Here is a 25,808-nt window from a genome sequence, read left to right on the forward strand (position 1 = left end):
AGGCGCTTTTTTTATGCGCGCATTGCGGTGTAGAGCGAACACAGCGCCTGCAAACTTTTGGTACCGGTGCGCTTCATTAACCCGTTACGCTGTACGCTGACGGTGGTCGGGCTGACGCCGCGAATGCGGGCGATATCTTCCACCGAATGTCCGCGCAGCAGCAGGCGCATAATTTGCTGTTCGGCGCTGGTGAATTTAAATGCGCCGTGGTTGTAACCCGGCTGCTGATTCTGTGCAGATAACAAGCTCATCACTTCCAGCGCCTGACGCAACTCTTCGACACGTAACCTTTCAGCCAGACAGAGTTTCACAAGGCCAGGGAAAAGTAGCGACAGCGAGTCAAAATGGCGTTCTGAGGAGATAAAAATAGAGTAGTGCGCGGGCGGACGGGAGAAAAACAGCGAGTACATTTCCATGATGTCCATTCCCGTGGTGACATATATGGCGGGTTCACCACTGCAAAAACGGCTACCCTTTTCCCTGCTAAGTTGTCTGAGTATTTTCTCAATACCATAAATGAAAAGGCGATCCTTCCCGTAGATAGTCATGTAGGTACTCCAGAGGGTAATGTTTTATTATTTTCCTCTCCGCTAACGGAGGCATGGTCTTTTTTCCTGAATGTGCGGGATATGTTCAGTCAGATCAAGCGTGATGCTGGCTCGTTTAATGTTTGTTTAATGTGCAACAACATAAATCACCCTGATTTTCCTTTCCGTACTCTCCCTGATGCGCCCAGTGTATTGCATTTTGTGTCAAATGTTCGCTTTTTATTCCAGGAATAAATTTATTTCGCTATTTATTTACCGCACTAAAGCGTACGAAACCACATACATACACTCTTGTATGTAGTTAACTTATTCATTTGATTTTAAATGATTTTGTGCAATTAAGATTATCTTTATAACCGGCAAAATATTAATTTTCATTCTACTTTTAAATGTTCGATCTCAGTCTCAAAACACTATTTCAAAATGTGTAAAAGTCCGTTCCACTTGATAGGATAGAGATATCTTGATGCAGACAAAACCGTATTTTGTGTGGTGAATCCCCCTAAGCGGAGGGGTCATGCTGATATGAGGTTATTCTCAATAAAGTTTCATTTTTATGGACGAATTGAGGCGATCGGCACTCAATTCACCGGGAGGCACCCGGCACCACACGCCACTTTAAAAGTAACGTTAGCGTTGCTGTTGTTATCAGTAATAACGGTTATGAAACTATATCCGGCATAATTATTATGCTTGCTAATTATATCAATTTGCACTGAGAGTGAATTAACCATTCCTCTTTGAATTAAAACTATCTGCATTTTTCGCAGAGAACATCTTGTACCTTTTGACTATAAATAATAGGGGATATTATGTTGCGCACTTTGTTATTAGTTACTGTACCTTTTATTAGCATAGCCGCCCAGGCGGTTACATTTGATTATCGTCATGAATTAAATGATAGTGGCGGTAATAACCACAAAGATCGTTTATTAATGTCGCACCGTTTTGCTAACGGTTTTGGTTTATCGCTGGAAGGAAAATGGAAAGGTTCGCAAAATAAAGATAAGGCGTATCACGAGACGGTCAGTAATGGTACCGAAGTGGTGGCCAGCTACGTCTATAAAATTAACCCCACCTTCCAGATTGAGCCGGGTTTTTCACTCGACAGTAGCTCCACGTCAAACAACTATCGCCCGTACCTGCGCGGCAAAGTGAACTTTAGCAATGACGTTGGCGCAACGCTGCGCTACCGTCCTTACTTCAAGCGTAACTCCAACAATATCGGCACGGCAAAAGACACCAGCGAAAACGGCTATAACCTGACTGCCGCCGTGTCGTGGAAAATTTTCGGTGATTACCAACTCGATTACGAACTGGATTACAAACACGCCACGTCCGCCGGCGTACTAATTGCAGATAATGAAAACTACGACTGGACGCACGATCTCAAATTGACATACAAACTTGATAAAAACTGGTCTCCATATATTGCAGTCGGCAACGTTTCAGGCAGCAAATATACCGATGAGCGTCAGACCCGTTATCGTGTCGGTGTGAAATATAATTTCTAATAAATAGTTGCAGGGTAGCAAACATAAATAAGGGTTTCGGCAGAAATCCTTATTTTTAGCTAAGAGGCGAATAATGAAACTGTCAAAAATAGCACTGGCGGTCAGTCTTCTCGGTGTCTTCTCCTGCACGGCATTTGCGCAGGAGAGCGCACGTTTAAGCAGCGTAAAAGCGTTTGCCGATACAGTCATCGATAAAGCCGGCGACAAATACCACAGCAACGTGCCACTGCTGGCGGATGGCGTTGATCCGCGCACCGGTAAGCAGATGGAGTGGGTCTTTCCGGACGGAAAAACGGCGGTACTTTCCAACTTCTCCGCACAGCAGAATCTGATGCGCGTGCTGGTTGGCCTGAGCAACCTGACGGGAGATGCGAAATATAAAAAGCGGGCGGAAGATAATGTCCGTTACTACTTCCAGCACTACCAGGACAAAAGCGGGCTGCTGCTATGGGGCGGGCATCGTTTTATCGATCTGAAAACGCTTGAACCGCAAGGGCCAAGCGAGAAAGAGATGGTCCATGAACTGAAAAATGCGTATCCATGGTACGACCTGATGTTTGCCGTGGATAAACCGGCAACCGCCCGCTTTATCCGCGCGTTCTGGAACGCACATGTGTACGACTGGAAAATCCTCGAAACCAGCCGCCACGGCGAATACGGCAAAGAGATGGGCAAACTGTGGGCCAGCCACTTTGAACAGCAACCGCCGTTCTTCGCCACCAAAGGGCTAAGCTTTCTTAACGCTGGCAACGACTTAATTTATTCTGCTTCACTGTTGTATCAACACGATGGCGAGAAAGGCGCGCTCACCTGGGCGAAGCGGTTGGCGGAGCAGTATGTGTTGCCACGCGATAAAAAGACCGGGTTAGGCGTTTATCAGTTTACGCAAGCGCTGAAACGCGCCGAAACCACCGACGACACGGATACCAACTCGAAGTATGGCGATCGCGCCCAGCGTCAGTTTGGCCCGGAATTTGGCCCCGACGCGCTGGAAGGCAATATGATGCTGAAAGGCCGCACCAGCACGCTCTACTCCGAAAACGCCCTGATGCAATTAGCGCTGGCAAAATCGCTGGGCGCGGATGGCAACGACATCAAAAAGTGGACGCTTGATGGCCTGAAAGCCTTTGCGCATTACGCCTATGATGAGAAAACCAACACCTTCCGCCCGATGCTGGCAAACGGCACCAACTTGTCGAACTACACGCTGCCGCGCGACGGTTATTACGGCAAGAAAGGCACCGTGTTAAAGCCTTATCCGGCGGGGAATGAATTCCTGCTCTCTTATGCCCGCGCCTGGACACTGGCACCGGACGCAGAGATGTGGAAAGTGGCGCGCGGCATTGCCAAAGGACAGGGGCTGGGTGATATCGGTGAGCCGGGCGGCAAAAACAACAAGCTGGATCTGAACACAAAAAACAGCGAGCCGTATGCCATTTTTGCGCTGATCGATCTCTGGCAATCTACCGGCGATAAAGGGTACCTGACACTAGCGGATAAAGTGGCGGACAATATTCTGGCGACGAAACGGCTGAATAACTTTTTCATCGATGATCCACAGTATATTTATGCCAATGTCGACAATATCGCGCCTTATGCACTGCTGGCGCTGGAAGCGGCCATGCGTGGCAAACTTGATGCGGTTGCGCCATTTATCAACGGCGCAGGCTTTACCGAAGGCGCGTATCTGCTGGCCGATGGCACCGTGCGCTACTCCACCCGTGATGACGAGTTGTTCATGCTCAAACCGGGTGAGCAGTTGAAACCTAACGGTAAAAAGTAATCCCCTCACCTCTCACGGTGCGCCCGTGGGAGGTTTTCTTGCCCCGTTTTTTTCCCTTCGCATGCTATTCTGGCAGTCATCATAACGCCTTTTCAGGAACACTCATGCGATTTGCTCTGAGCTTACTTTTCGCACTTTATCTTCCCTTCGCCAGCGCCACGCCCGCCACAGACGCACAAAAAAGCGTCACGGCTTTTTATCGCTACTATTTACCTGCCTTCGACACCACGTCGCCGCCGGAGATGGTACAAAAACCCGAGATGCGCAGTTGGGTGACAGAAAAATTGCTGACGCGCATTGCCACCGTGTATGAGATGCCCGAACAGGAGATTCTTGAAGCCGATTATTTCACTTATACCCAGGATTACTCCCCGGACTGGATCCCGCAGTTAAAAACCGCACCAGCGAAATCCCACGGCGACAGCCAGGTAGTCGATGTCTGGCTCGGTGTGGAGGAGAATAAATCACACCATTTGCAAGTCTGGACGCGCAATGAAGCTGGCGCCTGGAAAATCTGGCGCGTGGTTGATATCACCGATAATTTCGAACAAAAACTGTATTAAGCACCGCAACGCCGGATATATCAATCCGGCATTTCTCTTGCGTATTATTAGCACGCAATTTTATTTAACGCAGATTAAATAAGATAGCGACCTTATTATCCGGCCACTAAGAAATAACCATCAAATTGAATTTAATAAGACTTAACTCAAATTAAATATTGGTAGTCGATAGAAATAACCTTTTCAAGTAATTGCTGAAAAATAATAGACGATTATTATGAATTCAGATAGCTTATGTGATCGAAGTCCAGGAATAATATTCTGCACTCTGATTAATTATATTTAAGTTGATTGATATCAACATTCATAAAATAGAACATCTTTTCAAAAAGTTAAAAGACCGTTTTATTAACGCCAATCGCGTTCTGGTCAGAATGTCATGGAGGGTGAAATAGCCAGAGAGCTGGGCCAATGCCAACCTGAGGGTAATTTCTATTACCGGGGGAACAACATGAAAATACTTCGCGACATAACTATCCGCAAAATGCTGATCATCATTTTATCGCTCTTCAGCATTATTTGGGGACTGGCAACCGTCCTGACATTTCACAATTTTTCGACCATTGACCAATTACTGACGCAAAACGCCGGGCAAAAAAATGTCTACGCCTTGTTGGTGAAAGGAAACGATCAATATTTCCGCACCGTAACCCGTATGCTACGCGCCATGGATTACCAGCAAACCGGCGATGACGAAAATGCGAATAAAACATTCGCCTCCGCTGAAAAAGCACTGGCCATTACCCAGGATATGCTGGCGAAGTTTCGCGCCAGCCAGCACCCAGGTGTCGATAGCGAAACCGTCGCCGCCATGATCCGCGACTGGGACGCCCTGCTCAACAACGGCATTGTGCCAATGCTAAACGCGGCCAAAAATAAGCAAGCGGATACCTTTCGCGACTTATTTCGCAAAACTTATCCCCCGCTGAGCGTGCAGTTTGGCGCAACGGCGGAAAAATACACGCAAGCGATTCAGTCCAACGATTTACTGGATCAAACACAGGCGCAGGTGATTTTTAATAAATATGTGCTCGCTGCCGCCTTAATTGCCGGTATCTTCACGCTGTTTCTCACCGACCGCTACCTGGTGAATTTCCTTGTTAAACCGCTTCGTGCGATCCAGACACATATGGAAACCATGGCCGCCGGTAAACTGAATCACGAATTGCACGAATTTGGTCGTAACTGTGCGGGCCAGTTGATTCCCTTCATCCGTACCATGCAGGAGAGCCTGCGAACCACGGTGGAAACTATCCAGGAGAGTTCGACCAGCATTTACCGCAGTACGAATGAGATCAGAGAAGGCAACGAGGAGCTTTCCGGGCGTACCGACCAGCAAGCCGCCGCGCTGCAACAGACCGCAGCCAGCATGGAAGAGCTCACTTCTACTGTACGTAATAATGCGGAGAACGTGCGCGAAGCCCGTAAACTGACGGAAAACGCGCAGCACACCGCGCAAAAAGGCGGCGAAATCACCGCAACCGTGGTGAAAACCATGCACGGAATTTCCGAAAGCTCGCAGAAAATTGCTGACATTACTAACGTTATCAACAGCATTTCGTTCCAGACCAACCTGCTGGCGCTGAACGCGGCAGTTGAAGCGGCGCGCGCCGGGGAGCAAGGCCGTGGGTTTGCCGTGGTCGCTAGTGAAGTACGTGCGCTGGCAAGCCGTAGCGCGCAGGCGGCAAAAGAGATCGAAACGCTGATTCATGAATCCGTATCCCGCGTTAAAACCGGGGCCGAACAGGTTCAGGAAGCCGGTGGCGCCATGTCGGTGATTATCAATTCCATTGAGCATGTGAATAAATTAATGACGGAGATTTCCGTCGCCTCCGATGAACAAAGCCGTGGTATCGATCAGATTGGCCAGGCGATGACCGAAATGGACGGTGTCACACAGCAAAACGCCGTGCTGGTACAGGAAGCGAAGGCTAACGCCGTCTCGCTGGAAAAAGAGGCTGAGCGGCTGAATAAAACCATCGCCATGTTTGATTCCGGCGTGAAAGAGAACCGCCGTAACGCACAGCCGGGCAGAGCCCCGTTACGCCAATCGCCGCAGCTGGCGCTGGCTTCCTCATCAACCGGTGAGAACCGCGATAACTGGCAATCTTTCTAAGCCAATTTCTCTCCTTTCACCGCGCCCGGGGCTGCACGCCTCAGGCGTTTTTTTATTTATATTACATATATATAACGTATTTATAATGCGGTGATTTTGATAAATGGCGGAAATATATCTGTGTGCTAAATTTCTCTTAGACAAATCGGGGAGGGATAACGCATGAAGTTCAATGATGAGCACACGGGGCTCATTGGATTAGCCATTGGCGCGGCCGTGATCGGCCTTGTTTCAGAACGCAAAGCCATTAACCGCGACAACATCGTGCAGGAGATTGAACGACAAGGCAGAAACAGGGGCGATGGCGTAGAAGATGACGTATTCCTCAAGGCGGCAGAGTTGGTGCGAAAAGGCGTATAGCGGGCTAATAGCGGTGAGCCTGGCGGAATAGTAAGCTCACCGATTCATGTGTTATTTAACCGTACCTTTCACACCGTGCGGTTCGGCGCGGCGATACTGCGGCGCGATATGTACCGCACCGTGCAAGGCGGCAGCGGCATGCCACGGCCAGCGAGGATCGTAGAGCGCACCTCTTGCCAGCGCGATAAGATCGGCCTCCCCTTGCTGCAAAATATCTTCGGCATGTTGTGGCTCGGTAATCAACCCCACGGCGATAACCGGCATATTGGTCTGCTGGCGCAACGCTTTGGCAAACGGCACCTGATAACCCGCCGTCACCTTAATGCTTTGCAACGGTGAAAGCCCACCGCTGGAGACGTGAACATATGCGCCGCCCAGGGCTTCAATTTTTTTCGTCAGTACTACCGATTGATCCAGATCCCATCCACCTTCTACCCAGTCAGTCGCCGAAATGCGAATGCCTACGGCTACGGAAGCCGGTACCGCTTCACGCACGGCGCTAAACACCTCTTGCGTGAAACGCAGGCGATTTTCAAGGCTGCCGCCATACTCGTCGCTGCGCTGGTTGGAGAGCGGCGAGAGAAACTGATGCAGCAAATAACCGTGCGCCGCGTGGATTTCAATCACCTCAATACCCAGCGCCACCGCGCGCAATGCGCTGTCGACAAACGCCTGTTTAACCCGCGCCAGATCTTGTTTTGTCATTTCAAGCGGCGGACGTTCTGCCGGATCGTGCGCCAGCGCGGAGGCCGAGATCGTTTGCCAGCCGCCCTCTTGCGGCGAAAGCTGTTTCCCGCCAAGCCAGGGCGCGCTGACCGACGCTTTACGGCCAGCATGCCCAAGCTGGATGCCGATTTTCACCGGCGAGTACTGGCGAATATCGTCCAGCGCCACGCGCAGCGCCTGCTCGGTTTCGTCATCCCACAGGCCAAGATCCTGCGGCGAAATACGCCCCTGCGGCTCAACGGCAGTAGCTTCGATAATCAGCAGCCCCGCGCCGGAGAGCGCCAGGTTACCTAAATGAATACGATGCCAGGCGGTCGCTTTCCCATCTTCGGCGGAGTACTGGCACATCGGGGCGATAACGATGCGGTTATCCAGCGCAACGTCGCCAATATTAACTTCGGTGAATAACTGACTCATATCTCATCCTTTTCCGGTTTCGCAAAGGGCACTCCCGGACGGCAACAGTGTGAATGGTTTGCATGACTTTCAGCCAATTTTCCGGGCTTGTCTTTGGCGGCACGTGCCCTTTTCACGGCATTTACCTTTGATAACATAATGAAATGACTACCGAATTATAGCTGCGTGACGCCGCGTGCTGCGGCCTCATCCCGCCATCTCAACAACAAAGAATAGTCCTGTCGCGTGGTCACGCTAAAACCGCCAATCAATGCCGCGGCACAGGTTTCGCGAAAACGCGTGTCATTGACCAGTTGCTGCAACGCCCCTCTTATTGATGCGAGCGTGGCGGTGCTGCTCCGTTGCGCCGTGATCAACGGCAGCCCCGGCGCTAACGGGCTTTGTGCTATCACACGCAACCCGCGCAACAGGGAAGGTTCGTGGCGTTGCAATAAGGCGAACGTCACGCAGTCGATGGCGGCGATATCCGCCGTACGGTTGTGCAGCGCTACCAGCGATTGCCGGTGGCTGCCGCTGAAATGGGGAGCATCAGCGAAAAATCGCCCTTCGCCCGCAAGCTGCGAAACCAGGTAACGCAACACGTTATAACCTGATTGCGAATCAGCGGAATTGCACACCGCGCGACGACCGCGAAAATCAGCAAGCGAAGTAGCGCATTCCTCATCACGCGCCACCAGCAAGCTGCAATAACGAAAACCTTCACAGCCCGGCGCAAGGTAGTGGAAGCAGCCAACCAGTTGCACATCCGGTAGTTGCGTTACCAGCGGGTAGCCGCAGGTCTGGCTGAGCAGCACATCGTCACGCCGCCAGTGGGTAAGCAGGTCGCTTTGCGGCCAAATCTGCTGCGCCGGGAGTCCGCGCTCCGCCAGAAGTTCACACAACGCCTGGCCCAGCGCGGCGGTTTCTGGCTGTGCGACGTTATACATTGGCAGGGCAATGTTATTCACTGCGTACTTTGCTTGCGGGGTGTGCATTGACCTCTACCGGAGTAAAGAAAAACTGCCGTAACCATTCACTATAGCCGCGCACCAGAAACCCGCTATTGCGTTGCTGGTACGCCGCTTTGTCTCGCAGGTAAACCGTTCGCAACCCGTACCACGGTACAGCGGGCAGATCGTGATGCACAGAATGATAGTTGAGGTTAAGAAACAGCAGACGCCACGGCCACGCGGCTTCGTTGATCACCGAACGCGCTAGCGGATCGTCTGCGGCGCGGTGTTCGAGAAAAGAACGCACTTTCGTGATAGCCAGCGCCGGATAACTCACCGCCAGCACAAACCAGATAACGGAAAATTCACAATGGCTTATCCAGGCAAAAGTCACGACCAACAGCGCACCGTGTACCAGCCACATCAGCATGGTTTTGCCTTGCCGCACGCGAAATGCCGCCACCATTCCCGCCAGTAAGTGCACAATATCCAGCGCCGGAGCCAGCAGTAAACGACCCGCAAAGGTATTACGCAACTGGATCAGTTTTCGCTGCCAGCGTGTCAGGCGATGCCAGTGTTGAGTGGAAAAATAGTAGGATTCCGGATCATCTTCCGGCAGCGTCAGTAAGTGCGTACGGTGGTGAGCCAGGTGCGAATCGCTATAAATTCCGTACGGATACCATACCGCCAGCGGCATTAACCCCAGCAGTTGGTTAAACCAGGCCCAGCGCGTGGGATGCCCGTGGATCAGCTCATGCTGTACCGACAAATACCAGGTGGTGAAGAGGATAAGAAGCGCGGTTGCCGGCAACAGGCCGAGCATTTTCCAGTGCGCGAGCGTGCCTAACCAACCGCCATACACGGTAGCAATCACCAGCCAGGTAGGCAGCTCGCTGCGCCACAGCCAGCTGCGCGATAACCGCCGGACAGCGGCTCGCTGTTGTTCATCTAAATAGACCGCGCTGCTTTTCGCCATTCACTCGTCCCCCCACAATCTCATGTCGCCACGATGTGAGAGAACGCCGGAAATAACAAAGTATTTAAATGGCTTAGCTATTGCTGAAAATCGCTTAATGCGGCGGCAACTCAGCTACTTTGCCGCGCGGATCATCCACATGTTGCAGGGCAACATCGTAGCGAACACCCTGGCGGTTAAGGATGCGCACATTTTTAACTACCGTCGCCAGGGCCTGCAGAAAGGTTGTCGCGTTTTCATGTCGCTGGTAGGCGGCTTCATCTTTCCAGCCTTCAACCAGGTGAAAGGCGTTGGCATCAGCCAAATCCTGCGCGAAAGCATAATAGATACAGCCCGGCAGTTTGCGCGCCGCCGCCATTTCCGGCACCACAGCATCAATAAAGGTTTTCCTGTCCTCAGGATGGACGCGATAGTAAGCGCTAACAACGATACCTGTAGCAGGCAGTTTGTTATGGTCGGCGCTGGAAAAACGCAGGTTTGCAGGTGTGTTCATAATGATTCCTCAATGAGCAATGAATGATGCTGCTTACCGACCGTTACGGCGTGTTAATAAATACCCACAGGCTGGCAAGGCGACCGTCGCGCACGGTGAAAATATCCTCACCGCGAATCAGATTCGGGTTCTCCTGCGGGCCATAACCCCACGTGACACGCCCTAAACCGTGGTTCCACGTCACCGGCTCGGGGGTGAAGGAAAACCCCGGATGTTCACCTTGTACGCGAGCAATCAGTGCCGCGACGTTCTGAAAGCCAGTGGCCACATCGGCGTAATCCGCAACGAAAAAATCATCGGTATAGACATCAGAAAAGGTAGCGATCTGTTGTTCAGGGTGTGCGCCATTCCAGATAACAAAATGTTTGTCGATCAGTTGCTGAGAGACCAAAAGCGCGGAAGTGTGCATGTTCTGCTCCTGCGTTGCGGGCTGGCACAACGACAGCCAGCCCGGCGTGGTGAATTAGATTTGCGCCATGCCGCCATCGACGAACAGCTCAGCGCCATTGATAAAGCTGGCAGCATCAGAAGCGAGAAACGCGACCACTTTGCCAATCTCCTGCGGTTCACCTAAACGCCCCAACGGAACCTGGGCGGCCAGCGCGTCAAACAAGCCCTGGCGATGCTCATCCGGCACCAGTTCACCTAAACCCGGCGTGCGGATTGGGCCTGGGCTAACCACGTTAACGCGGATACCGCGCCCTTGCAGATCGAGCGCCCATGAACGGGCAAAGTTACGCACCGCCGCTTTACTGGCGCTGTAAACGCTGAAACTGGCGGTGCCTTTCACCGATGTTGTAGAACCAGTGAGAATAATAGATGCGTTGTTCACCAGCAGCGGAAGCGCTTTTTGCACGGTAAACAGCACGCCGCGCACGTTGGTGGCGAAAATGCGGTCAAAATGTTCTTCGGTAATCGCCCCCAGCGGCAGCATGTCGCCGCCACCGGCATTGGCAAACAGAATGTCGAGCCGCCCGGCGCTTTTCGCAATCTGGGCAAAGACGGCATCAAGATCCGCCATCACCGAGGCATCGGCGCGAATGCCCGTGGCGCTGGAACCAATACGTTCAACCGCCGCGTCCAGTTCGGCCTGGCGACGACCGGTAATAAAGACGCGCGCCCCCTGCTCTGCCAGCTCTTGTGCGGTTGCCAGACCAATGCCGCTTGTCCCGCCAGTCACCAGTGCGATTTTGCCATTCAGTTGTGTGCTCATGTTGTATTCCTCGGTTCAGTTAGGGGATGTTCCTGCGGCAAATTCGTTTGCCGTCTCAGGTATGGCGCTACTCTACCTTCCCCGTTTTTATTGAAAAATACCGAAAAATGAAAATCACTATTCACCACTGTGTATAATCATCATCACAGCAGCGGAGGAACTGGCATGGATCAATTACTGGCAATACGCGCTTTCGCCCGCGTGGTCGAAGCGGGAAACTTTACCCGGGCGGCGGATTCTCTGGAGATGCCCAATGCGACATTGAGCAAGCTGGTGCAGGAACTTGAAGCGCACCTTGGGGTGCGGTTATTGCAGCGCACTACACGCCGCGTAATGGTGACGCCGGAAGGGCGTGACTATTATGAAAAAACGACCCGTATTCTGCGCGATCTCGAAGATGTCGACGGTTCATTCAATGCCGCACGCGGCACGCCGGGCGGACAGCTTCGCGTCGATATTGGCGGCTCCACGGCGAAAGATGTGTTAATCCCCGCCCTGCCGGATTTTCTGGCGCGTTATCCGGATATTCGCCTCGATTTAGGCGTTGCCGACCGCACGGTGGATTTGATTAGCGACAATGTGGATTGCGTGATCCGTGGCGGGCCGCTGGATAGCTCCTCGCTGATTGCCCGCCGTATTGGTTCTGCCACGCTCATCACCTGCGCAACGCCGGAATATTTGAAAACATTTGGTACGCCGGCCTACCCGGAGGAGCTCAAAAACGGCCACCGGCTGGTCAGTTACCTCTCGCCGCAAACCGGCCGGGCGTTTCCGTTGCGCTTTGAGCGCGATGGCGAGAAAACCGAAATAAAAGTGGCGCACCGGATTGGTATTAATGAGAGCAATGCGCATCTGGCTGCCGGGATGGCGGGGCTGGGGATTATCCAGACCTTCAGCTATTCACTCGGTGCGGCGCTACAAGCGGGCACGCTGGTGGAGATCCTGCGTCCGTGGCGGCCAGAGCCGTACCCTTTTCATGTGGTGTATCCACAAAACCGCCATGTTTCACATCGTCTTCGGGTGTTTATTGACTGGCTGCTGGAGATATTTCCCCAGCGGGTGGGAAAATAACCGCGAAATAATCTGCAACCCCTTTGTCCTGAATCTGCTTATTCGCATGCAAAAGCGCCAACGCAGCGATAACGCGTATCCGCGACTGCGGTTGGCAGCAATGCTTTGGTGATATTGAACGGTGAATTTATCGTGCCGCGCGTTTTCTTGCAGGCTGAACATTTAAAAAAATAGGATAGGGATAAGGCCAGGCAGTTTCGGTTTAATATCCTTAATACCCGCGAACAGGATAAAACCGACACTTCATCATTCATGCGACACGCTGTGTGCGACGCAACGCGCGATATCCAGCAACGCAATTATTACTGTATGTAATTAAAAGATGGGTATGAAAAAGGAACCACAACTGCCGGTCAATAAGGTGGATTTTTATGATTTCCGATATCAACTGAAGCGTGCCGTACTTGCTACCAATCGAGAATATTCTCAATAGCGTCTGGCGCGGGCAAAATTTCTTAGCGACTTATTGTGGAACGACCTGAGCCACCAATATGTGTTCATGTTTAATGAAGCATTTAGCCGCGCTGAAATTGCCGCTTGCGCTAACGCAAATCAAAAAGAAAAAACGCGCCAGTTCAGAGATAACTTTTACCGTTTGAAACAGGCGCTATACCTGTAATGACTCTTTGTTAAGAAAAATCTGCCCCTGACAATCGAAAATCAATGCAAAGATATAGGTTATTTCATGATGAACAAGCGGCATTTACTAACGATTCCGATAAAAATAACCCTTAAATTCTGTGGCTTTTTAATGCCGCATTGTTACTAAATTACCCTTAGCGAGATACCTACAAAGTCATAGGGTTGCAAAATCACATATATATTTGCTAAAACCTATAATTCCATATTGATTTTTATGTCGTTATCACTAAAAATTAATTCCGATAGATTATTCATTTTTCCGCACACGGAGTGACGCTATGTCAGAAGCACTTAAATCACTTAATAACATTCGCACCCTGCGAGTTCAGGCCCGTGAGCTTACCCTTGAAGCTCTTGAAGAGATGCTTGAAAAACTGTCAGTTGTTGTTGAAGAACGTCGTGAAGAAGAATCTTCTCTACGTAAAGAACAAGAAGAGAAAGAAGCCAAGCTGGCTGCGTTTCGTCAAAAACTGCTGGATGAAGGTATCGATCCAACCGAACTTTTATCCTCGCTGAAAGGACAAACGACGAAATCAAAATCTGTTCGTGCACCTCGCCCTGCCAAATATAAGTATATTGATGAAGACGGCACGGAAAAAAGCTGGACCGGTCAGGGCCGCACACCGAAAGTGATTGCCAAGGCACTGGAAGACGGTAAAAAACTGGAAGATTTTGCCATCTAAAAATAAAGGGTTTGTCTTTATCCCACCCTGCATTTTTATCGCTTTCTAACGCAACGTCTGCATGCGTTATTGTTCCCGCCGCCCCGGCGGGGATTCTGTTTTTGTTGTTCAAAAGACCACTTCAGCCTGCACACCAAAACTTATTTGATAATCCTTACCGTCGTTAAAGGTCTGGCTATCGATCTCATGTTCTAACGCTTTCAGGTAAGTACTATAGAGACGAAGTTCCGGTCGGGAATTAAGAATGCTGGTATCCACTTTATACACCTGCGCCAGCGTCACCTTATAACCAGATTCATCCGATGTGGAATTATTGACGCGATTTTTCTGCGTGAAATACCCCAATTCCAGCGCCGTCTGCATGTTTTGATTCCAGATCCATGACGGACGAATAACCGCCCGCGCGGTGGTAAAGTCCGTATGCGCGCCGGTATACGTCGAGTAAAGATCGTGGCCGCGACCATACACCAGCGCGTGCGCCATGATTATCTTCTCACCCAGATAGAACTCCCCCTGATTCACTAACCGCCAGCCAATACCACCGCTGTGAATACCGTAGTAAGAACTGTTGTAATCAAAATCCGGATTGGCGCTGGAAATATTCATAAACTGGCTGGCAAGGGAGTTATTCGCCACTTGCAGCGTCAATTCATTTGAGCCTTTCAGAATGGGCTTACGCAAAATCGCCTGCCCAAGCCAGGAGGATTTCACCTGATAATAATCATTATCCGCCTGCGCTTTTTTCTGCTCATCCGTCTGGTTAGCAAACGCATATTTCGCGCCAAGCTCCAGCGTCGTATTTTCCGTGACAGGAAGATTCTTGTAGCGAACTTCAGCGATATTGACGTTAACCTGCGTGGTATCGCTACAACTGGAAGAACCCGCCGCACAGACTGTACTGTAGTTATCAATATCGTTACGTGTTATTGCCATACTGAGTGCGCCAACCGGCAGCTTCCAGTTTTCTATTCCTACACCTGCACCGGAAAGTGTGCGATTGCTTTTCCAGTCCAGTAGCTGAATTTCATACTGTGGCAGCGTATGTTTCCCTACCCAGACCGACGCTTCTGGCGCAAAAGGAAGTAGTCCGTTGCCTTCAACATAGAGCTTACTCAATTTGCCCATACCGCCGCCCGACATCCCTTTTTCAAAGGATTCATTGCTCTGGGTTAACCCGAGATCGCCCTCAAATTGCACATTCGCCCAGATAGATTTGTCGCCATCGCGCCATGCTCGTTTCTTTAATGACAAGTTATACCAACCGTCATATTCGTTACCAAAACGCCCCAGCGAGCCCACTGCCCATGATTTTGGTCCGCCATTGGTGGTGGTTGCCCAACCTGAGCGGAAATAACCGGAATATTTAAAGCCGGTATCATCCTGCACATATTGGCTTATTTTTTTCAGTGTCCCTGCCGACAACTCCGGCTCCGTTTTAGCCTGCGCGGCCGTAGCCTGAACCGTCGTACCAGATTGCGCCGCAGGCACGGCTGATGAGGCCACGTTGCGTTGCTGCGCGTGCTCTTTTTCTTCATAGGCTTGCAGTTTCTGCTGCGTAACGCGCAACTGCGCTTCCAGCGCCGCCATGCGTTGTTCAAGCGTTAGCGGCTGCGCCATTACCCCGCCGCTTGCGCCGTAACAGGATAATAACGCCACGGCAATACACGTCTTTTTAGAAATTATGTTGTTCACCTTCATGAGTTCCCCTCAGTATTGCCCCCAGAAAACAAAAAGACCCGCAACCGACGGAAAATGCTCCGTCAGTTGCAGGTCTCGCCTGAATAAAATCAGTAACGTCCTGTGGGGGTAGATCACTTAACGCATAAACACGTTTTTAATAGGTTGCGGCGACAACCGCCCCCGCCGCAAATAGCTTCCCGCTAGCAGCGAGAGTTACACCAATAGCGCCATTACCGGCTCGCCAAAGCGGGAATAGGGTTTATCGCTAATATGTAATTCGCGCCAGGCTTCGCTGTTGGTGATGACCACTGGCGTCACCGTGTCATAACCCGCCTGTTTAATTTCATTGAGATCGAAGGTCAGCAGAAGCTGGCCTTTTTTGACTTCATCGCCTTCGTTCACCTGCATATGGAAATATTGCCCATCCAGTTGCACGGTATTGATCCCGACGTGGATCAGTATTTCCGCACCCGCCGTGGAGCGAATGCCAATGGCATGGCCGCTGGTGAAGGTGCTGGCAATATGGCCGTCGACCGGGGAATAAACTCGCCCTTCATCAGGAATAATGGCAAAACCCGGCCCGACGACGCCTGTCGAAAAGACCTTATCATCCACTTCAGCCAGCGGGATTAACGCGCCAGAAACCGGTGCGGTAATCTGCTCAGGAACCAGCGCTGCGGTTTTTGGCATTACCGGTTGATGTGCGGGATGCTTTTTTTCACTCGCCGACGCGTCAGGTATCGCTTGCGCGGAAGGTTCGTCAAAACCCACGATCAGCGTCAGCACCAGGCTACCAATAAACGCCACGCCGCAGCCAATAAGAAAGCCGATAAAACCATCGCCGTAGAAAATCGGCAGCGTCAGCAGCCCCGGCATGCCCATCGAAATCGCCGAGCTTTTGGCGTACCCGACCACCGCACCGCCAAAGGCCGCCGCGATCACCGCGCAGATAAACGGTTTTTTCAATTTCAAGGTGACGCCGTAGACACCCGGTTCGGTAATGCCAAACAACGAAGCGATAAATGTACTGCCCGCCAGTGCTTTCAGCTTTTTGTCTTTCGCGCGCAGCATCACCGCCAGCAACGCACCAGACTGGGCGAAAACCGAGGGGCTGGAGGCAGCTTTAAGAAAGCTGTGTCCCATTACCGAAATGTCGTTAATAAAGACGGTAACAAAGCCCCAGTGCACGCCGAAAATCACCAACACCTGCCAGGCGGCAGCCATTAGCGCGCTGGCAATAATCGGGTTGAAGCCGTAAATCGAAACAAATAAAGAGGCGACAGCCTCACTGATCGAAATGCCAATCGGCCCGATGGTCATTAACGTCAGCGGCACCATCAACGTCAGCAGGAAAAACGGTGTCAGAATATTGCGCACGCTTTCATGAATATGACGATTGAGAAAGCGCTCTATTATCGACATCAGCCAGACGCTGAAAATAATCGGGATCACCGAACCGGTATATTTCATCATCACCACCGGCAGGCCAAAAAAACTCACCGGCTGACCGCCATCAAATAACCCTTGAATGCTGGGGTAAATGAGCGCTCCCGCGATCGACACGGCAACAAAAATATTGGTTTCAAATTTACGTGCGGAGGTGATGGCTAAGAGCATCGGCAGAAAATAGAACAGGCTGTCGGATGCGGCATGCAAAATAATATAGGTGCTCTCTTTATTGCTCAGCCACCCGGCGGCCAGCACAATCGCCAGCGCGCCTTTTAGCACACCGGCTGCGGCCATCGCGCCTAATAATGGCGTGAAAATCCCGGCCACCAAATCGATCAAACGCCCTAACAGCGAGGCTGTATTTTGCGCCGGTTCCGCAGGTTGTTTCTTCTTATCATCCTCCAGTAATCCGGAGATGGTACCAAACGCGCGGAACACGTCTGGCACGCGGTTGCCAATTACCACCTGTAACTGGCCTGAACCATTCACTACGGTAATGACGCCGTCCAGCGCGTCGAGTTCGGCCAACCGCACTTTGCTGTTATCGATGATTTTAAAGCGTAAACGCGTCGCGCAATGCACCAGCGTCGCAACGTTGCTCTCTCCACCTACCAGCTGCAGAATATTTTCTGCCAGTACTTTGTTATTCATAATGAGACTTCCCGTTTCACAAACGACAGTAATAATCAGGTCACCCTGGTGTTGCCTGCATCCGCTGGCCAGCTGGAAAAAAGCAAAAAAAAACCTGGATAAAATAGTGTGTAAACACACTGCTTTATCCAGGTCTCGCCCAGAATTTCTCTGGTGACGTCCTTAACTAACGCCCTCTTTCTAACAAGCCACGCAGGCAATTACCATCGCAAATGCTCAATTTGTGAAAATCATCACGCAAATAGCGTTGACCTGGAATTAAACAACCAGGCAAATACAGAACCCCGGTCACATTTATCAATATTATGCGTTGCCTGCCTGAACGACTCTTTTTATAACCATGCGCACAGGACGTTACATCTCCTTTTGGCGAAACCTGCTTTCCGTTGCTCCACCAGGCAACGGAAAGCAGGTTTTTTGTTTTTTAAGATAGGGAAAACTCCATGTCACTTCCAAAAACGCTATTAAACACGTTACTGGCGCCTGGGGACAGTGACTCACTTAATGCCAGCTTTACCGCACCGCAAGTCAAAACCGCTACGCCATTCCACATCATTTTGCAGGTGCAGGATGACGGCACGCCGTCACTTTTCGCTTACCGCCGCGCGATTGTCACCGTGACGCCATAAACGACAAATGCCGGATGGGCGTAAGCCACATCCGGCATAGTTTGCACTCACATTACGGCGCTAACATTTCCCCATTACTGCTGATCACATCGCGATACCAGAAGAAGCTTTTCTTACGCCGACGCGCCAGCGTGCCATTCCCGGCATCGTCGCGATCCACATAGATAAAGCCATAGCGTTTCGACATCTGCGCGGTTCCGGCGCTGACCAGATCAATCGGCCCCCAACTGGTATACCCCAGCAGTTCCACGCCATCTTCAATCGCCTCTCTGACCTGCACCAAATGCGCCTGCAAATACTGGATGCGGTAATCATCTTCAATCGAGCCATCCTCGGCGGGGACATCCTTCGCCCCCAGCCCGTTCTCCACAATAAACAGCGGCTTCTGGTAACGATCGTGCAGCTCATTGAGTAAAAAACGCAGCCCTTGCGGGTCTATCTGCCAGCCCCACTCGGAACTTTCAAGGTGCGGGTTGGGGATCATGCGCATAATATTGGTGCGCGAACTTTGATAGAGCTCCGGCTGTGCAGCGGCGCAACCGCTCATGTAATAACTGAACGAGATAAAATCGACCGTCTCTTGCAGATCCTGTTCATCCTGCCCGGTGATATTGAGCGAGATGTTATTTTCGCGGAAAAAGCGGCCAATCCACGCCGGATAAGCACCACGCGCCTGAACATCGCCAAAAAACAGCCAGTCGCGATTTACCCGCTGCGATTGCAGTACATCTTCCGGTTTGCAGGTGATCGGGTAACGAATGCCACCCAGCAACATGCTGCCGATTTTGGCATCCGGGATGATTTCATGGCAGGCTTTTACCGCACGGGCGCTCGCCACCAACTGATGATGAATGGCCTGATAGATCTCCTGCTTGCTTCGCTCCCCCGCAAGCCCAACGCCGGTAAACGGCGCATGTAATGCCATGTTGATTTCGTTAAACGTCAGCCAGTATTTCACTTTATCGCGATAGCGGGTAAAGACCGTGCGCGCGTAGCGCTCGAACAGATCGATCACCTTCCGGCTGCTCCAGCCGTCATAGTTTTTCACCAGCCCGTAAGGCATTTCGTAGTGTGACAGCGTGATCAACGGCTGGATGCCATAGCGCGCCATTTCATCAAACAGCCGGTCGTAAAAAGCCAGCCCCTCTTCATTTGGTTCGCTTTCATCACCATTCGGGTAGATGCGCGTCCAGGCAATTGAGGTACGCAGCACTTTAAATCCCATCTCGGCAAAGAGCTGAATATCTTCCGGGTAGCGGTGGTAAAAATCGATGGCCACATCTTTAATACCGGTGCTGTTCGCGTCACGTTCAACGACATTACCGTGTATTCCCTGCGGTTGCAGATCAGAAGTGGAAACCCCTTTTCCTCCCTCGTTCCATGCGCCTTCGACCTGGTTTGCGGCAACTGAACCGCCCCAGAGAAAACCTTCGGGAAATCTCATTTGCATCGTTACTTTCTCCTTTATCTTGCCGCCGTTAATCACCGCTCAGGCGATTGATATGAATCGTCAGGAACATCACTTCGTCGGTGGTGAGCTGGCACTGGTAATTTTTTTCAACATAATCATTAACTTTCATCGCACAAGCATAGGCGGTCGGCATCATGCCAGTGATCCCCTGATAGATGCTGTCGTCGCCGTGCGCGACGGTATTGCGGTTCAGCAAACGCAGTGCGAAAAATTTGAGGTGTGTGATAAGCCGCTGATAATTTAGCGACTCTTCGTCATAGGTCAGGTGCAGATCGTATTTCAGGATTGTCAGCACATCTTTAATGATGGTGGCACTCTGCATGGTGCTTTGCATGTCGCTGTTATTCCTGGCGTTCGCCAGATGCAGTGCGATAAACCCGGCTTCATCCTCCGGCAAGCTAATGCCGAGTTTACTGTTGATAAGCTGCAATGCCTCAAGCCCCACCGCATATTCCTGGGCATAAAAACGTTTAATGTCCCACAGCAAAAAGTTCTTAATCACCAGTCCGTTAGCTTGCCGCTGAATAGCAAAATTTAAATGGTCGCTTAATGCCAGGAACAGCGTGTCCTGCACTGTGATCGCCAGCCGCTGCTGAGCCAGCGCAATGATCTGTTGCGTGACCGCCAGATAAGGGGGCGGAATTTCCGCCAGCAGTTGCGAAAGGACGTCCGCCAGCCCTTCCGACTTTTTGACGAACTGGCTTTCAATCTGGCTATTGTCGACCTTATCGCCCGGTCTTTTGCCAAAACCAATGCCCCGCCCAATGGCCACGATCTCTTCTTGCTGTGCATTGGAGAGCAGGACAGCGTTGTTGCTGAGTATTTTTTCTACTTTCATTTTCAGCTTTCTCACTGTTTAACCCAGATGTTCTTCCCGGAGGAGTACGCCCGAAAAAAAGCAAAAAAAAACCTGACTCCATTGCAGCCACGCAAGGCAACAATGGAATCAGGTTTCGCTCAGTTTTCTTCTGATTACGCCCTGGGAACTCTTATAACGAATCAGACGAGGCGGCTCAAGCCTTCAAAACGGGAACTGTGATGATAATCATGGATGTGTGATCAGTGTCCTGCAAACCGTGCAATCCCTTGCAGGGTTGTGCATGTATTTTTTGCTACGGGCGGAAATATTTTACCGGGAACATTGACATACAGCAGAGTAAAAGAATGTTGAATTTAAATCCTTTATCTATATAAAGGCCATCCAGAATTAATCACTAAGCTGTTGCGTTTTATTTAATAAATAAAAATTATTCCGACTCACTAAACAGGCTTGCCTTAATAAACCGGATTCTAATTGTAAACCAGGTTCGAAACACAACTGATATATATATTTTTCCAGCAAAGAAGGCGCGGATTGCTCGCCAAAACAGCATGCAGGTTCGCATCCATCACTACAGGCCAGACACTTCTCATAAGCCTCGATTAACACCCAGCCCTGAACCAGCGTCAACACCGGAGCAGACTGCAACTCCAGCAGACAATCACTGACATAGAGCGAGTAAGCTTCAAGGACTGTGCGGCTTGTCGCCTCCGTGTCATGCTTTTTTAGTAACCGCCATATCCGGCCAAAATGACGGACGTGTATCCGGTGAGTATGATCCAAAAACCACGCTTTCGTGAAAGGAGAGCTGCTGTAACTATGCTTATCCCCTTCATTATCAGCGAATATATTGCAGACGCCCCTGTTCGCTAAAAATAATACCAGAGACATCTTTTGCAGTTCAGAAATATAAGATTTATTCATTGCTTCACAAAAGAATATAAGAATTTACTGTAGCACCCATAATCAATAATACATTTTACATGAAAGTTTGCCACAAACATTTAAATGATACTTAATAAAAATTTGTTACCCGTATCCCAAAAACAATACTTAAATAAAATGCAAACTAATGTTTTCTTAATAAATAGACTTAAAGCGGAACAAACGAGTAGAGTTTGTACAAACCTGTATGGATGAGAGGGTTATTGTACAGGCATTCGGCGAATGCCCGTGATGACCGAAAGGCGGCTCCCCTGAGCCTTTTAAAGCTGTTTGCGCAAAAAAATCCGGCTGGTTCCCTCAGGCAGGCAATCGATACGACCAAACTCTTGCCAACCATTCTTTTTATAGAATTCCGGGGCCTGGAAACTGATGGTGTAAAGGAAACCGGAGATACAGCCGCGCTTTCGCCCTTCCTCTTCGAACTGCCGCAGTAGCGTTTCGCCAAGACGTTGTCCACGAAGCACTGGTGGAAGATAAACCAGATCAATAAACAGCAGCCCCAGAGAAGTACGGCCAATCATCCCGCCAATGACTTCACCGGTATTAGCATCTTTAACCAGTACACTCAAAGGCTTACGATCGCTGATACCGGTGATCTCATCATTAAAGGCGTTCAGGCCCTGTTCCACCGGAAAAAAATTGGCCGCGACTGCCTGATCTGAAACGCTAACCACATAATTTGCCATGCCTTTCTCCACACGAAAGCAATCATAGATTCCTTGATTTGCACCAATAAAGATGAAAATTCAGTGCTAAATCCCCGCTAAAGCTTATTTAAATCATGCCGTTATCTTAGCTAACCACTTTTTGCTCAAGTCAGGCCCCCGGCGTATTCACTAACAGAACCGGTCCGCTGGATTAAACGTTGTAAACGGAAAAAAGAAGGAAAAAAAGTGAAAATTAAAGCATTAGCGCTCAGCGTACTCTCTGTAGCCCTGCTGGCAGGATGTGCGGGAACCAGTACGCACCCGGTAAAAGCCACCAACGGTACAACACTTGAAGTTGCCACCATTTTTAGCCCGCTTGAAATGAATAACAATCGCTACCCGGATGTGAAACTGCGTGAAGTGAGCCCCGCCCATGCTGGCACCGGCATGGGGCTTTCGTTACTCAGCGCAGCACTTGGCGGCGGAGCAGGCAGTGGCGATGCCTTTGATAAAAATAACTATAAAGGCAACGCGATAGATTCCATGCCGGAACCGACATTGCGCTATTTAAGCCCAAAAGCTGAAGTGAAAATTCGCGAATGGCTCGATAAACAGGGTGGTAATTATGTCTACAAACAGCCGCTGTATATCGCAGCAGCGCAGTGGTCGCTGGTCTACACAGATATGTCTGCGGGAAACAGTAATTATGATCTGGCCTACCGCGTGCTGTTCTATAAACGCGCAGAAGATGGCAATGTGCTGAGCGCTTTTGTGAGAGCAGAATGTGCACCAGCGGTGAAAACCGCGCCGCTGGCCGACTGGCGGGCGAATAATTACCAAAAAGTGACGCAAGAAACGCAGAAAATGATGGATGCGTGTCTGCTTGAACTGGAAAACCAGTTGCCACGACTGCTGAAGAAATAATCTGAAAAAGCCGCAAATAACTGCGGCTTTTCTTCCACTCTGCATTGATGCCTCTGGTTCGTGCCAGACAGCAGTGCTATACCATTGCTGGCAGCAATAAATAGCATGCTAATGATTGCACGGATGGCCATACGTATCGGTTATTGAGTCAGAGAGGGATTTTCAGATGAGCAACTCTATTTTTATTTCCAAAAGAATGCGCAACTTCATTTTACTGGCGCAGACGAAAAGCATTGCCAGAGCGGCAGAAAAAATACACATGACCGCGTCGCCGTTTGGCAAAAGTATTGTCTCGCTGGAAGAGCAGATTGGTTATCCGCTCTTTACCCGCAAAGATAACAGTATCCGTTTGAATAAAGCCGGGCAGGAGCTTTATCAGAAACTTTTCCCGGTTTATGAGCGCTTATCAGCAATTGAAAATGAGCTTCACTCTTCCGCCCTGCGCTCACACAAAATCGTTATTGGCGTCGACAACACCTATCCGACCATCATTTTCGATCAACTGCTAAGCCTGGGGGATAAATATGACAATATCAGCACGCAGGCCATCGAATTCAGTGACAACGGCGTGATTGACGACCTGCTTGGCCATCAGCTTGATTTTATTATTTCTCCCCAGCAGGTTTCCCCACGTGTTCTGGGTCTGGAGAACCTCACTGCCACCGAGTTGCCTCCGCTGCGTCTGGGATTTTTAGTTTCCCGACGCTATGAGCAAAAACAGCCGCAGGAGTTGCTGCGTGAACTCCCGTGGTTGCAGATGCGTTTTCAGAACCGCGCGAATTTTGAAGCCATGCTCGATTCTCACATGCGCCCTTGCGGGATCCACCCAACCGTTATCTACAGAGCCTACAGTTTTATGGCGAAAATCAGCGCGGTGGAACGCGGGCAGTTTCTTACCGTGATCCCTTATTTCGCCTGGCATCTGGTTAACCCCACTACACTGCGATATTTCGATGCGCCAAACGGACCGATGTATATGCAGGAATACCTGTATTCGTTGAAAAACCATCGGCACACCGCCGAAGTCTGTCAGTGTATTAATGACGATCGCGACGATTCGTGCAATTTAGCCGAGCATCGATCCTGTGTTCAGTAAATTCGTGTGCAATTCGAATACGCGACTAAGATCGTGATGAAGATGCCCGCCTGGAGCCGTTTCCAGATAGCGATGAAGGTAATCCCGATAGAGTGGGTGTGCGCAATTATCAATAATGGTGCGGGCGCGCTCAATTGGCGACAACCCGCGCAGATCGGCGATGCCCTGCTCCGTAATGATCACTTTGACGCTATGCTCGCTGTGATCAACGTGACTGCACATCGGCACAATGGAAGAAATTTTTCCCTCTTTGGCAATCGAAGGCGCCATGAATATCGACAAATAAGCATTACGCTCAAAGTCTCCGCTGCCACCAATCCCGTTCATCAGGTTAGCGCCCGCGACGTGCGTTGAATTGGCGTGCCCGTAAATATCAAATTCCAGCCCAACATTCAGCGCTATGACTCCAAGGCGGCGGATAATTTCCGGGTTATTGGAAATCTCCTGTGGTCGCAAAACGATACGCCCGGCGAAAAAATCCATGTTGTCGTAAATGTTACGCAGCGTCTTGTCTGAAACGGTCAGGCTGGATGCGCTGACACCGAGGATTTTTCCTGCGACAAGTAAATGCGCTACCGACTCCTGCAACACTTCGGAGTACATCATGAATGCCGGGATGTCGGGGCTTTCTCCGAGCCGCGCCATCACGGCATTATTGATATTGCCCACGCCGCTTTGTAACGGAAGAAACTCGCGCGGGATACGCCCCTGCGCCATTTCTTGCAGCAGAAACGTCACCACGTTGTCGGCAATTTGCTGGCAGACAGGTTTTGCGCCATCCAGCACGTTACCGGCATCGGGTAATTCAGTATCCACCACCGCCACAATCTTTTTGGGTTCCACCTGAACATAGTGCAGGCCAATCCTGTCCAACGCGCTAAAAATAGCAACACTGTGGCGATACGGCGGCGCGCCGGGCGTGGCGATATCGGCGAGTTCAGCCACCCGCGGGCTGTGGTAGTGATTAAGCTCAATAATGATTTTTTTCGCTTTTCTAAGCCAGGTCGGCGCGTTGCCAATCCCGCTGGAAAGCCATACTTTGCCATCGGATGTCAACGCAGAGGCTTCGATCACCGCGATATCAATATCGCCAAAAAAACCGTAATTCACCATCTGCGCAACTTCGCTCAAATGCAGATCAACAAACTTAATCTGCCCCTGGTTGATTTTTTGTCGCATTCCCGTTGCGGACTGATACGGCGCGCGCCAACTGACCGCGTCCGCCTCCGATAACGCATCATCAGCCGCCGCGCTAATGGACGCACCGGTCAGCAAACGGATTTGAAAAGGTTGCTGCAGTAGATGTAGCTCCCGTGCCCGACGTGCGATGGCGGCGGGAAGCGCTTTGGGCGAACCTGCTGCAGTAAAACCGCTAAAAGCCACCATCTCATCGTGCTGGATGATTTCTGCCGCTTCGTCGGCGCTCATCCGGGGCCAGGGTTGTTTCATTATCGTCTCCGTT

The 25,808-nt window shown here is 50.7% G+C and carries 24 protein-coding genes; 10 read left to right on the forward strand and 14 right to left on the reverse strand.

All coding sequences use genetic code 11. The features are described 5' to 3' along the window. Nucleotides 1-11: 11 nt before the first annotated feature. Nucleotides 12-548, reverse strand: a complete 537-nt coding sequence (locus tag C813_RS40015) for a helix-turn-helix transcriptional regulator (RefSeq protein ID WP_025263701.1) — start codon at nt 546-548, stop codon at nt 12-14. A gap of 812 nt (nt 549-1,360) precedes the next feature. Here C813_RS40015 and C813_RS40020 point away from each other — a divergent pair. The 5 genes from C813_RS40020 (at nt 1,361) to C813_RS40040 (ending at nt 6,884) form a co-directional block, all read left to right on the forward strand. Next, nucleotides 1,361-2,062, forward strand: coding sequence for an oligogalacturonate-specific porin KdgM family protein (locus C813_RS40020; RefSeq protein ID WP_017455758.1), 702 nt, complete (start codon nt 1,361-1,363; stop codon nt 2,060-2,062). Between the two features lie 73 nt (nt 2,063-2,135). Then, nucleotides 2,136-3,845: a pectate lyase gene (locus C813_RS40025; protein WP_017455757.1), complete on the forward strand. Its 1,710-nt coding sequence runs from the start codon at nt 2,136-2,138 to the stop codon at nt 3,843-3,845. 104 nt (nt 3,846-3,949) lie between these two features. After that, complete coding sequence (locus C813_RS40030; RefSeq protein WP_017455756.1) at nt 3,950-4,408, forward strand: DUF3828 domain-containing protein; 459 nt, start codon at nt 3,950-3,952, stop codon at nt 4,406-4,408. 451 nt (nt 4,409-4,859) lie between these two features. Continuing rightward, nucleotides 4,860-6,524: a methyl-accepting chemotaxis protein gene (locus C813_RS40035; RefSeq protein WP_017455755.1), complete on the forward strand. Its 1,665-nt coding sequence runs from the start codon at nt 4,860-4,862 to the stop codon at nt 6,522-6,524. A 162-nt stretch (nt 6,525-6,686) separates the two neighbouring features. Continuing rightward, entirely contained in the window at nt 6,687-6,884 is a 198-nt protein-coding gene (locus C813_RS40040) for a hypothetical protein (RefSeq protein ID WP_017455754.1), read from the forward strand. Nucleotides 6,885-6,935: 51 nt separating this feature from the next. Here C813_RS40040 and C813_RS40045 read toward each other — a convergent pair whose 3' ends face one another. The 6 genes from C813_RS40045 to C813_RS40070 form a co-directional block, all read right to left on the reverse strand. Continuing rightward, nucleotides 6,936-8,027, reverse strand: coding sequence for an NADH:flavin oxidoreductase/NADH oxidase (locus tag C813_RS40045; RefSeq protein WP_017455753.1), 1,092 nt, complete (start codon nt 8,025-8,027; stop codon nt 6,936-6,938). 155 nt (nt 8,028-8,182) lie between these two features. Beyond that, the gene (locus tag C813_RS40050) at nt 8,183-9,001 is read right to left on the reverse strand and encodes a phosphate/phosphite/phosphonate ABC transporter substrate-binding protein (protein ID WP_017455752.1); all 819 of its coding nucleotides are present in this window, start codon (nt 8,999-9,001) and stop codon (nt 8,183-8,185) included. Further along, nucleotides 8,967-9,932, reverse strand: coding sequence for a fatty acid desaturase (locus C813_RS40055; RefSeq protein WP_017455751.1), 966 nt, complete (start codon nt 9,930-9,932; stop codon nt 8,967-8,969). The genes C813_RS40050 and C813_RS40055 overlap by 35 nt, the downstream gene beginning before the upstream one ends. Nucleotides 9,933-10,026: 94 nt before the next feature. Continuing rightward, nucleotides 10,027-10,425 carry a putative quinol monooxygenase gene (locus C813_RS40060; protein ID WP_017455750.1) on the reverse strand — a complete coding sequence of 133 codons (399 nt, stop codon included), beginning with the start codon at nt 10,423-10,425 and terminating at the stop codon, nt 10,027-10,029. Between the two features lie 43 nt (nt 10,426-10,468). Beyond that, nucleotides 10,469-10,834: a nuclear transport factor 2-like protein gene (locus C813_RS40065; protein ID WP_017455749.1), complete on the reverse strand. Its 366-nt coding sequence runs from the start codon at nt 10,832-10,834 to the stop codon at nt 10,469-10,471. Between the two features lie 54 nt (nt 10,835-10,888). After that, nucleotides 10,889-11,638 (reverse strand): SDR family NAD(P)-dependent oxidoreductase, encoded by a 750-nt coding sequence (locus C813_RS40070; RefSeq protein WP_017455748.1) that lies wholly within the window; start codon nt 11,636-11,638, stop codon nt 10,889-10,891. A gap of 165 nt (nt 11,639-11,803) precedes the next feature. On the opposite strand from C813_RS40070, the gene C813_RS40075 reads away from it, so the two are divergent. Continuing rightward, a complete protein-coding gene (locus C813_RS40075; RefSeq protein ID WP_017455747.1) occupies nt 11,804-12,709 on the forward strand; it encodes a LysR family transcriptional regulator in 906 nt (301 codons plus the stop codon). Between the two features lie 920 nt (nt 12,710-13,629). Further along, nucleotides 13,630-14,034, forward strand: a complete 405-nt coding sequence (locus C813_RS40080; RefSeq protein WP_017455745.1) for an H-NS family histone-like protein — start codon at nt 13,630-13,632, stop codon at nt 14,032-14,034. 108 nt (nt 14,035-14,142) lie between these two features. On the opposite strand, the gene C813_RS40085 is transcribed toward C813_RS40080, so the two are convergent. Together C813_RS40085 and C813_RS40090 are read right to left on the reverse strand one after the other, a co-directional pair. Continuing rightward, a complete protein-coding gene (locus C813_RS40085; protein WP_238593040.1) occupies nt 14,143-15,690 on the reverse strand; it encodes a carbohydrate porin in 1,548 nt (515 codons plus the stop codon). Between the two features lie 237 nt (nt 15,691-15,927). Further along, nucleotides 15,928-17,814, reverse strand: coding sequence for a beta-glucoside-specific PTS transporter subunit IIABC (locus C813_RS40090; protein WP_017455743.1), 1,887 nt, complete (start codon nt 17,812-17,814; stop codon nt 15,928-15,930). A 443-nt stretch (nt 17,815-18,257) separates the two neighbouring features. On the opposite strand from C813_RS40090, the gene C813_RS40095 reads away from it, so the two are divergent. After that, nucleotides 18,258-18,443: a hypothetical protein gene (locus C813_RS40095; protein ID WP_017455742.1), complete on the forward strand. Its 186-nt coding sequence runs from the start codon at nt 18,258-18,260 to the stop codon at nt 18,441-18,443. A 52-nt stretch (nt 18,444-18,495) separates the two neighbouring features. Here the strand turns inward: C813_RS40095 and C813_RS40100 are convergent, their stop codons facing one another. The 4 genes from C813_RS40100 to C813_RS40110 form a co-directional block, all read right to left on the reverse strand. Further along, the gene (locus tag C813_RS40100; protein ID WP_017455741.1) at nt 18,496-19,893 is read right to left on the reverse strand and encodes a glycoside hydrolase family 1 protein; all 1,398 of its coding nucleotides are present in this window, start codon (nt 19,891-19,893) and stop codon (nt 18,496-18,498) included. 28 nt (nt 19,894-19,921) lie between these two features. Further along, entirely contained in the window at nt 19,922-20,752 is an 831-nt protein-coding gene (licT, locus tag C813_RS40105; protein WP_017455740.1) for a BglG family transcription antiterminator LicT, read from the reverse strand. Nucleotides 20,753-21,121: 369 nt separating this feature from the next. Then, nucleotides 21,122-21,658, reverse strand: coding sequence for a FlhC family transcriptional regulator (locus tag C813_RS46530; protein WP_083200638.1), 537 nt, complete (start codon nt 21,656-21,658; stop codon nt 21,122-21,124). A 281-nt stretch (nt 21,659-21,939) separates the two neighbouring features. Continuing rightward, nucleotides 21,940-22,365, reverse strand: a complete 426-nt coding sequence (locus C813_RS40110; protein WP_017455739.1) for a GNAT family N-acetyltransferase — start codon at nt 22,363-22,365, stop codon at nt 21,940-21,942. Nucleotides 22,366-22,572: 207 nt separating this feature from the next. Here C813_RS40110 and C813_RS40115 point away from each other — a divergent pair, with 207 nt between their 5' ends. Both C813_RS40115 and srsR read left to right on the forward strand, forming a co-directional pair. Further along, nucleotides 22,573-23,250, forward strand: a complete 678-nt coding sequence (locus C813_RS40115; RefSeq protein ID WP_017455738.1) for a hypothetical protein — start codon at nt 22,573-22,575, stop codon at nt 23,248-23,250. 166 nt (nt 23,251-23,416) lie between these two features. Then, nucleotides 23,417-24,346, forward strand: a complete 930-nt coding sequence (gene srsR / locus C813_RS40120) for a LysR family transcriptional regulator SrsR (RefSeq protein ID WP_017455737.1) — start codon at nt 23,417-23,419, stop codon at nt 24,344-24,346. Here srsR and C813_RS40125 read toward each other — a convergent pair. Beyond that, nucleotides 24,317-25,795 (reverse strand): succinate CoA transferase, encoded by a 1,479-nt coding sequence (locus C813_RS40125; RefSeq protein ID WP_017455736.1) that lies wholly within the window; start codon nt 25,793-25,795, stop codon nt 24,317-24,319. The two genes, srsR and C813_RS40125, sit on opposite strands and share 30 nt — an antisense overlap. Nucleotides 25,796-25,808 lie beyond the last annotated feature (13 nt).

Origin of the sequence: Kosakonia sacchari SP1 (assembly GCF_000300455.3) — a bacterium.
In the GTDB taxonomy this organism is placed as follows: domain Bacteria; phylum Pseudomonadota; class Gammaproteobacteria; order Enterobacterales; family Enterobacteriaceae; genus Kosakonia; species Kosakonia sacchari.